Genomic DNA, 8,083 nt, shown 5'->3' on the forward strand with positions numbered 1-8,083 from the left:
GACGAAAACAACCGACGGGAAGGGCCTGCCGCGGACCGGTTTAACCGCTGGTCGGGAACCCCAAGTTCACCCCTCCGTGACTGGGGTCGAGCCAACGCGAGGTGACCGCCTTCGTGCGCGTATAGAAGTGGACGCCTTCCATCCCGTGCGCATGACTGTCACCGAACAGTGAGTCCTTCCAGCCACCGAAGGAGTAGTAGGCCATCGGCACCGGGATCGGCACGTTGACGCCGACCATGCCGACCTCCACCTCGTTCTGGAAGCGGCGCGCCGCCCCGCCGTCGTTGGTGAAGATCGCGGTGCCGTTGCCGTACGGGTTGGCCGAGATCAGCTCCATGGCGTCCTCGTACGAGCCGGACCGCACCACCGACAGCACCGGGCCGAAGATCTCGTCCTTGTAGGCGTCCATCTCCGGGGTGACGTGGTCGAGGACGGTCGGGCCGAGCCAGAACCCTTCCCCGGCGCCGCCGAGGACGTCCGGGGCCCGCCCGTCGACGGCGAGCGTGGCGCCCTGCGCGACGCCGCTGTCCAGGTAGGACGCCACCTTGTCGCGGTGCGCCCGCGTCACCAGCGGGCCCATCTCCGACGCGAGGTCGTCGCCCGGGCCGACCTTGAGCTTGGCGACCCGCTCCTCGATCTTGGCCATCAGCTCGTCCCCGACCGGGTCGACGGCGACGACCACGGAGATCGCCATGCACCGCTCCCCCGCCGAGCCGAACCCGGCGGACACGGCCGCGTCTGCGGCCAGGTCGAGATCGGCGTCCGGGAGCACCAGCATGTGGTTCTTCGCGCCGCCGAGCGCCTGCACCCGCTTGCCGTTCGCGGCCGCCGTCGAATAGATGTAGCGGGCGATCGGCGTGGAGCCGACGAAGCTGACCGCCTTCACGTCCGGGTGGTGCAGCAGGCCGTCCACCGCGGCCTTGTCACCGTGGACGACGTTGAACACGCCGTCCGGCAGGCCCGCCTCGGCCCACAGCTCGGCGAGCCGCACCGACGCCGACGGGTCCTTCTCCGACGGCTTCAGGACGAACGTGTTCCCGCACGCGATCGCCACCGGGAACATCCACATCGGCACCATCGCCGGGAAGTTGAACGGCGTGATCCCGGCGGCCACGCCGAGCGGCTGCAGGATCGAGTACGCGTCGATCCGGGTCGACACGTTCTCCGAGAACCCGCCCTTGAGCAGGTGCGGGATGCCGCAGGCGAACTCCACGACGTCCAGGCCGCGGGCGACCTCGCCGGCCGCGTCCGATACGACCTTGCCGTGCTCGGACAAGATCAGCCGCGCGATCTCGTCGCGGTGCTCGTTCACCAGCTCGCGGAACCTGAACAGGATGCTCGCGCGCTTCGACAGCGAGGCGTCCCGCCAGCCGGGGAACGCGGCCTTCGCGGCGGCCACGGCCGCGTCGACCTCGGGCTGGGCGGCGAAGTCGACCGTCCCGGCGAGGCGTCCCGACGCGGGCTCGTAGATGTCGCCGCGCCGCTCCGCCTCCCCGGCGAACGGCTTCCCGCCGATCCAGTGCGTGACGTGCTTGCTCATCGGGTGGCTTCCTTATTCACTGCTTCGAGGGACGCGATCAGGATGCCGAGGCCCTCCGCGGCCTCGGCGTCGGTCAGGGTCATCGGCGGCGCCATGCGCACCACGTTGCCGTACAGGCCGCCCTTGCCGATCAGCAGCCCCCGCTCGCGGGCGGCCTCCATCACCGCCGCGGCCAGCGGCGGGCTCGGCTCGCCGGCGCCGGGATCGGCCAGCTCGACCGCGAACATCAGGCCCTTGCCGCGCACGTCCTTGACGATCGGCAGCCGGTCGGCGGCCGACGCGAGCCCGCCGATGATCGTCGCGCCCTGCTTGGCGGCGTTGGCCTGGAGGTCGTGGTCCAGGAGGTAGTCGAGGGTCGCGTTCGCCGCGGCCATCGAGACCGGGTTGCCGCCGAACGTGGAGATCCCGACCGCGTGCAGGCCGTCCATCAGGTCGCCGCGCGCGACGACGCCGCCGACCGCGAACCCGTTCCCGAGGCCCTTGGCGAAGGTCATCATGTCCGGGACGACGCCGTGGTTGCCGATGCCCCAGAAGCTCTGGCCCGTCCGTCCCCAGCCGGTCTGGACCTCGTCGGAGATCAGCAGGATCCCGAACTCGTCCAGGACGCTCTTGTACGCGGCGAGCAGGCCGTCCGGCGGCATCGTGAACCCGCCGACGCCCTGGATCGGCTCGGCGATCAGTGCGGCGACGTCCCCGCTGGTCGCGGTGGCGAGGACGTGGCGCAGGTCCTGCACGCAGGCGTCGGTGTACTGCTCGTCCGACATGCCCTTGAACTGCGGCAGGTGCCGGTCGGCGCCGTGCAGGAAGTGGACGTCCAGCGGCGAGAACGACACGTTCGTCCACGCCCGGTTGCCGGTGACGCCCGTCGCGGCGAACGACCGGCCGTGGTAACTCTGCCGCATCGCGAGGACCTGCGGGCTGCGGCGCGCGTACGCCGCCAGCAGCAGCGCCGTCTCGTTCGCCTCCGTCCCGGAGTTGGTGAAGAACACCTTCGCGTCCGGGATGCCCGACAGCCGGGCGATCTTCTCGGCCAGCTCGACCTGCCCCCGCAGCAGGTACGAGGTGGACGTGTGCACGACGCCCGTGGCGATCTGCCGCTCGACCGCGTCCCGCACCTCCGGCACGTCGTACCCGAGCATGTTCGTGAGGATGCCCGTGAAGAAGTCGAGGTAGCCCTTCCCCTCGGCGTCGGTCACGCGGTTGCCCTTGCCGCCGACGATCTCGATGGGGTCCTGGTAGTTGAGCGCGACCCAGGACGGCATGACCGCCCGGTGGCGCTTGAGCAGATTCGCGTGTTCCGACATGCCTCAAGTCTTGTTCGCCCAGGACGCCGCGAAAACCCGCAGAGTGTCAGGACCCTCCCCCTCCGGTTAACGCTCTGCTGGAACCGAGCGGAGCTCGTCCATTGAATGGCGGGTGGGTGGGGCTGGAGGACGGCGACTGACAGGCTGTAAAGCTTGTGCTCGGCGCCGTTGACACTCTGTCCGGATAGGATCGCTGGTGATGCTGCCCACTGTGCACGACGTTCTCCAGCTCGACGCGGTCCGCCGCGGCCAGCCGCACGTCGTCGCGGGCGCGGACCGCACCGGCAACCGGGTCCGCTGGGTGCACGTCGCCGAGGTCACCGACATCGCGCATCTGCTGCACGGCGGCGAGCTCGTCCTCACCACCGGGATCGCGCTGCCGGACGAGCCCGAACGGCTCCGCGCCTACATCTCCGACCTCGCCGAGGTCGGGGTGAGCGGGCTGATGATCGAGCTGGGCCGCCGGTACCTCAGCGTCCTGCCGCCCGCCCTGATCAGCGCCGCCGAGGACCACGGGCTGCCCGTGATCGTCCTGGCGCACGAGCCCGCGTTCGTGGACATCACCGAGTCGGTGCACGCCCGCATCGTGCAGGACCAGTTCGCCGAGCTGCGGGCGTCCGAGCAGCTCCACGAGATCTTCACGCAGCTGTCGGTGGAGGGCGCGTCCACGGACGAGGTCGTCCGGCAGGTCGCGTCGCTGGGCGGGCACCCGGTCGTCCTGGAGAACCTCGCCCACCAGGTCCTCGCGGCCGACGCGGGCGGGGCCGACCCGTCGGAGCTGCTGTCGGCGTGGGAGACCCGCTCGCGCGTCGTCCGGCCGGGGCGCCGCACCGGCTACGACGAGGCGTCCGGCTGGCTGGTCACCATGGTCGGCGCCCGCGGCGAGGACTGGGGCCGCCTGATCATCGACCTCGGCGCGCCGCCGTCGCCCCGCGAGACCGTGCTGATCGAACGGGCCGCCACGACCCTCGCCCTCGGCCGCCTCCTCGACCGGCACGCCGAGAGCGTCGAACGCCAGGCGCACGGGACGATCATCGCCCGCATCCTCGCGCACGCCTACTCCGACCCGCAGGAGGCCGCCGCCCGGGCCCGCGCCCTCGGCGTCCCCTTGTCGGGCCGGCGGCTGCTCGGCGTCGTGCTTCGCCACCGGGGCCCGGCGGCGTCCGTGCCGGCCGCGGGTGAGCTGTCGGCGCTGGCCGAGACGGCAGCCGCCGCCTGCAAGGACGCCCGCCTCGCCGCGCTCGTCGGCGTCCTGGACGAGGGCGGCCCGCACGCCCGCGTCGGCGTCCTCGCGTCCCTGCCCGCCCGCGCGGACGTGGAGACGGCGCTCACCGAGGTCGCGACCCGCATCCGCAAGCAGTCCGGCGACACCGTGATGGCGGCCGGGTCCGTCGTGGAGACGATCCGCGACGTCCGCCGCTCGTTCCTCGAGGCCGAGCAGGTCGCCGACGTCGCCGCCCGCGGCGCGGGCGCCCGCCTCTTCTACCGCCTTCCCGACCTGCGCCTGCGCGGCCTCCTGCATCTGCTCCGCGACGACGCCCGCGTCCAGACCTTCGTCGAACGCGAGCTCGGGCCCCTCCTGGAGTACGACGCCCAGCGCGGCAGCGACCTGACCCGCATCCTGGAGCTGTACCTCGAATCGGGCCGCAACAAGGCCGTCGCCGCGCAGCAGGCCCATCTGTCCCGGCCCGCGTTCTACGAGCGCCTTCGCCGCATTGAACGCGTCCTGGACGCCGACCTCGACGACGTCGAGTCCTGCGTCTCCTTCCACGTCGCCCTGCTGGCGCTCAGCTCCGTCCGCTGGGAACGCCCCTGACCAGGGCCATCCGGTGAAGAAGGCCCGCGGCGAAGGCCCGCGCGTTTACGCTTCGGTGCATGACGGACGCGGCGTTGCATGTGCATCGGTATGGGGATTCAGCGGGCGACCCGGTCGTCCTTCTGCACGGAGTCGCGGGCCATGGGGCGCGCTGGCGGCGGATGGCCGAGCGCTATCTGGCGGACCGCCGGGTCCTCGCGCCCGACCTGCGCGGGCACGGGCGTTCGCAGCACGAGCCGCCGTGGACGGTCGAGCAGCACATCGCCGACGTCCTGGCCACGCTCGACCTGGACGGCATCGAGCGGGCCGACGTCGTCGGGCACTCCTACGGCGGGATGATCGCGCTGCACCTGGCGCGGGCCGCGCCGCGGAGGGTGCGGCGGCTCGTCCTGCTCGACCCGGCCATCGGGGTGGATCCCGCGAGGGCGGGCGAGCGGGCGCGCGAGCACATGACGCAGGCCTCGTTCGGCGACGCCGCTGAGGCGCGGGCGTCCGGCGCGGCGCGCTGGCCCGAGGCGTCGGACGAGGCGGTGGACGACGAGGTCGCCGAGCATCTCCAGCACCTGCCGGACGGACGGCTGCGCTGGCGGTACGAACCGGCCGCGATCGTGGCCGCGTATTCGGACATGGCGCGGCCGCACGTCCCGCCGCCCGTGGGCGTGCCCACCCACCTGGTCATCGCCGCGCAGGCCGACCTGGTGCGCCCCGAGTTCGTCGTGGACTGCCGCACGGCGCTCGGCCCCGGCCTCACCCTCACCGAGATCGACGCCGGGCACATGCTCTACGTCGACCGCCCGGACGAGACGGGCGCGCTGCTCAGCGCATGGCTCGGCGAAGACGCCGGCGGCCGGTGAACGGCGGCAGCGTCAGCGGGGTGTGCAGTCCCGGCCGGGCCTCGGCCACCGCGGGGACGGCGTTGACCAGGCGCAGCGCGGTCGCGAGCGTCCCGGGCACGGACGGGTCGGCGGCGCCGGGGCTGGCGACGTCCATCCGCCACGGCGGCTCGCCGCCGATCTCGACGCGGTGGCCGCCGGGCTCGCCGAACGGCGGCGCCGGCCAGTGCGGGGCGAGGTCCTCGCGCAGGCGGGCCACGTGCTCGACGGTGATCACGGGACGTCCGCCGAGCATGCCCGACACCTGGAACCGCAGCGCCGCCGTGGCGCCCTTGGCGATCCGTCCGGCGGGGACGTCGAACGACTCGGGCGCCGGGCACAGCTCGTGGCTCTCGCGGAGATCGTCCAGCGGGACGGCCAGCTGATCGGCGACGAGCCGGATCATCGGCCCCCACATCAGCGTCGGCACGCCGGGCCGCACGATCGGCGGGCGGTGCCCGATGGGCCCGCCGAAGCCGCACTCGCGGACGACGGCCTCGTCCCCGCGGGCGTGGCACGCGATCTCGGTGATCCTGACGGTGTCGAGGTGCAGGCTCGCGCCGCTCAGCAGCAGCGGAAGCAGGTCGGCCAGGGGCCCGGGGCCGGTGGTGAGGCACGCGGACCCGCCCGTGGCGCACGCGGCCCGCAGGCGCCGGACGACGGCCCGGTCCGCGGACGCCGGATGGATCATGGGAGTCAGCGCGTCCGACACCACCCCCGCGCCGGACGCCAGGATGCGGCACAGGTCGTCCACGACCCGGCCGCCGGGGCCGCACGCCGTGTGGCTGATCACCTGGGGCCGGAGGGCGAGCAGACCGGCCGGGTCCTCGGTGGCGAGCACGCCCGTGGGACGGCCGGTCCCGGCCAACTCGGCGGCGTCCAGCCCGGCCGCGCGGTGATCGCCCACCACGACGCCGGCGAGCTCGAGATCGGGGTGCTCGATGATGGCCCGCAGTGACTGCCTGCCCGGATGCCCGGTGGCCCAATGGCCGACTAGGTACGTCATACCACCTCATTTCTGACCAAGCGTTCGGTCAAGTGCGCGCATTGTAAGCAGGGCGTTCCGGCCAGGACGAGACCCGCGCGGGACGTACATCGGTGCACAGCAGGGCACAACCACCTGGTGACACTTCGCACAGGTCCGCGCACGTTCGGGGTGGAGGAGGAGCTGCTCCTCGTCGATCCCGCGACCGGCGTGCCGCAGGCGGTCTCCGGGTCCGTCATCCGGTACGCCAGGCGGCACGACGAGCTGTTCCTCACCGGCGGGCGGCGCTCGAAGTCGCTGGAGACCGAGCTGCAGCGCGAGCAGCTGGAGACGGCCACCCCGGTCTGCACCTCGCTCGCCGAGATCTCCGAGCACGTCAGGTCGGCGCGGCTGGCGGCGGCGCAGTCGGCCGCCGGGGTCGGCATCGCGGTGGCGGCGCTCGCGACGTCGCCGGTGGCCGTCCGCCCGTCGCTGACCCCGTCGAACCGGTACCTGCGGATGTCGAACGCCTACGGGCCCACCGCCGACGAGCAGCTCACCTGCGGCTGCCACGTCCACGTCGGCATCGAGTCCGCGGACGAGGGCGTCGCCGTCCTCGACCGGATCCGCCCCTGGCTGCCGCCGCTGCTGGCCCTCAGCGCGAACTCGCCGTTCTGGCAGGGCGCCGACACCGGCTACGACAGCTGGCGCCACCAGGTGTGGGGACGGTGGCCGTCCAGCGGCCCCACCGAGCTGTTCGGCTCCGCGAAGGCCTACCGGACGACGGTCGAGGCGCTGCTCGCCACCGGCGCCCTCGTCGACGAGGGGATGATCTACTTCGACGCGCGGCTGTCGCGGCACTACCCGACCGTGGAGATCCGCGTCCCGGACGTGTGCCTGAACGCCGACGACGCCGTGCTGATGGCCGCGCTCGTCCGCGCGCTGGTCGACACCGCCGCCGGCGCCTGGCGCGACGGCGACCCGCCCGACCCGGTGCGGGCCGACCTGATGCGGCTGGCGATGTGGCGCGCCGGACGCTCCGGGCTGCGGGACGACCTCGTCCATCCGACCACCCGCTGCGCCGCCCCCGCCCGCCAGGTCGTGGACGCGCTCCTCGCCCACCTGGCCCCCGCACTGGACCGCTCAGGCGACCTCGACGCCGTCACCCGCATGCTGGACGGCCTCCTCGAACGCGGCAACGGCGCCCAGTTCCAGCGCGCCGTCTACGCCCGGACCCACGACGTCACGTCCATCGTCGCGGGCGCCGTCCAGAACACCGTCCCCGTCTGAGCGACCCTGCGAAAATCCCCGAATACCCCACCTGAACGACGCCGCCCTAGAACGTTCATCAGTGGTCGCCAACAACCTCTACAACCGGACCGTCTGAGATCAGCGACTTGGACGAGCCACAACACCCCCACTTGGACACGACCCAAGCCGGGGCCACGGGTCGTGCGGCCGGAGGGCGCCCAGCGCCCGGAGGTCGCACGACCCGCCGGGCGGCGGGCCGTTTCCCGAGACGCGCCAGCGGCTCGGGAAACGGTTCGCCGCCCGGTGACGGGGGTTCCAGGGGGTCGCCCCCCTGGG

At 73.0% G+C, this 8,083-nt stretch carries 6 protein-coding genes; 3 read left to right on the forward strand and 3 right to left on the reverse strand.

Translation table 11 applies throughout. The features are described 5' to 3' along the window. Positions 1-40 precede the first annotated feature (40 nt). Together ACH34T_RS35455 and ACH34T_RS35460 are read right to left on the reverse strand one after the other, a co-directional pair. Entirely contained in the window at positions 41-1,540 is a 1,500-nt protein-coding gene (locus tag ACH34T_RS35455; protein ID WP_396025341.1) for a CoA-acylating methylmalonate-semialdehyde dehydrogenase, read from the reverse strand. Beyond that, complete coding sequence (locus ACH34T_RS35460) at positions 1,537-2,844, reverse strand: aspartate aminotransferase family protein (RefSeq protein WP_396025342.1); 1,308 nt, start codon at positions 2,842-2,844, stop codon at positions 1,537-1,539. Before ACH34T_RS35460 ends, ACH34T_RS35455 begins: the two co-directional genes overlap by 4 nt. A 199-nt stretch (positions 2,845-3,043) precedes the next feature. Between ACH34T_RS35460 and ACH34T_RS35465 the strand changes: the two genes are divergently transcribed. Together ACH34T_RS35465 and ACH34T_RS35470 are read left to right on the forward strand one after the other, a co-directional pair. Next, positions 3,044-4,660, forward strand: coding sequence for a PucR family transcriptional regulator (locus ACH34T_RS35465; protein ID WP_396025343.1), 1,617 nt, complete (start codon positions 3,044-3,046; stop codon positions 4,658-4,660). A 59-nt stretch (positions 4,661-4,719) separates the two neighbouring features. Next, positions 4,720-5,514, forward strand: coding sequence for an alpha/beta fold hydrolase (locus tag ACH34T_RS35470; protein WP_396025344.1), 795 nt, complete (start codon positions 4,720-4,722; stop codon positions 5,512-5,514). Here the strand turns inward: ACH34T_RS35470 and ACH34T_RS35475 are convergent. After that, positions 5,477-6,538 (reverse strand): hypothetical protein, encoded by a 1,062-nt coding sequence (locus ACH34T_RS35475; RefSeq protein WP_396025345.1) that lies wholly within the window; start codon positions 6,536-6,538, stop codon positions 5,477-5,479. The two genes, ACH34T_RS35470 and ACH34T_RS35475, sit on opposite strands and share 38 nt — an antisense overlap. A 117-nt stretch (positions 6,539-6,655) precedes the next feature. On the opposite strand from ACH34T_RS35475, the gene ACH34T_RS35480 reads away from it, so the two are divergent. Next, entirely contained in the window at positions 6,656-7,786 is a 1,131-nt protein-coding gene (locus ACH34T_RS35480; RefSeq protein WP_396025347.1) for a glutamate--cysteine ligase, read from the forward strand. Positions 7,787-8,083: the final 297 nt, after the last annotated feature.

This window comes from Actinomadura sp. 9N215, assembly GCF_044326345.1.
Classification (GTDB): domain Bacteria; phylum Actinomycetota; class Actinomycetes; order Streptosporangiales; family Streptosporangiaceae; genus Spirillospora.

Coding starts and splice junctions, on each gene's coding strand:
- ACH34T_RS35470 (WP_396025344.1), top strand. CDS start 4,720: ATGACGGACGCGGCGTTGCATGTGCATCGGTATGGGGATTCAGCGGGC.
- ACH34T_RS35475 (WP_396025345.1), bottom strand. CDS start 6,538: ATGACGTACCTAGTCGGCCATTGGGCCACCGGGCATCCGGGCAGGCAG.
- ACH34T_RS35460 (WP_396025342.1), bottom strand. CDS start 2,844: ATGTCGGAACACGCGAATCTGCTCAAGCGCCACCGGGCGGTCATGCCG.
- ACH34T_RS35465 (WP_396025343.1), top strand. CDS start 3,044: ATGCTGCCCACTGTGCACGACGTTCTCCAGCTCGACGCGGTCCGCCGC.
- ACH34T_RS35455 (WP_396025341.1), bottom strand. CDS start 1,540: ATGAGCAAGCACGTCACGCACTGGATCGGCGGGAAGCCGTTCGCCGGG.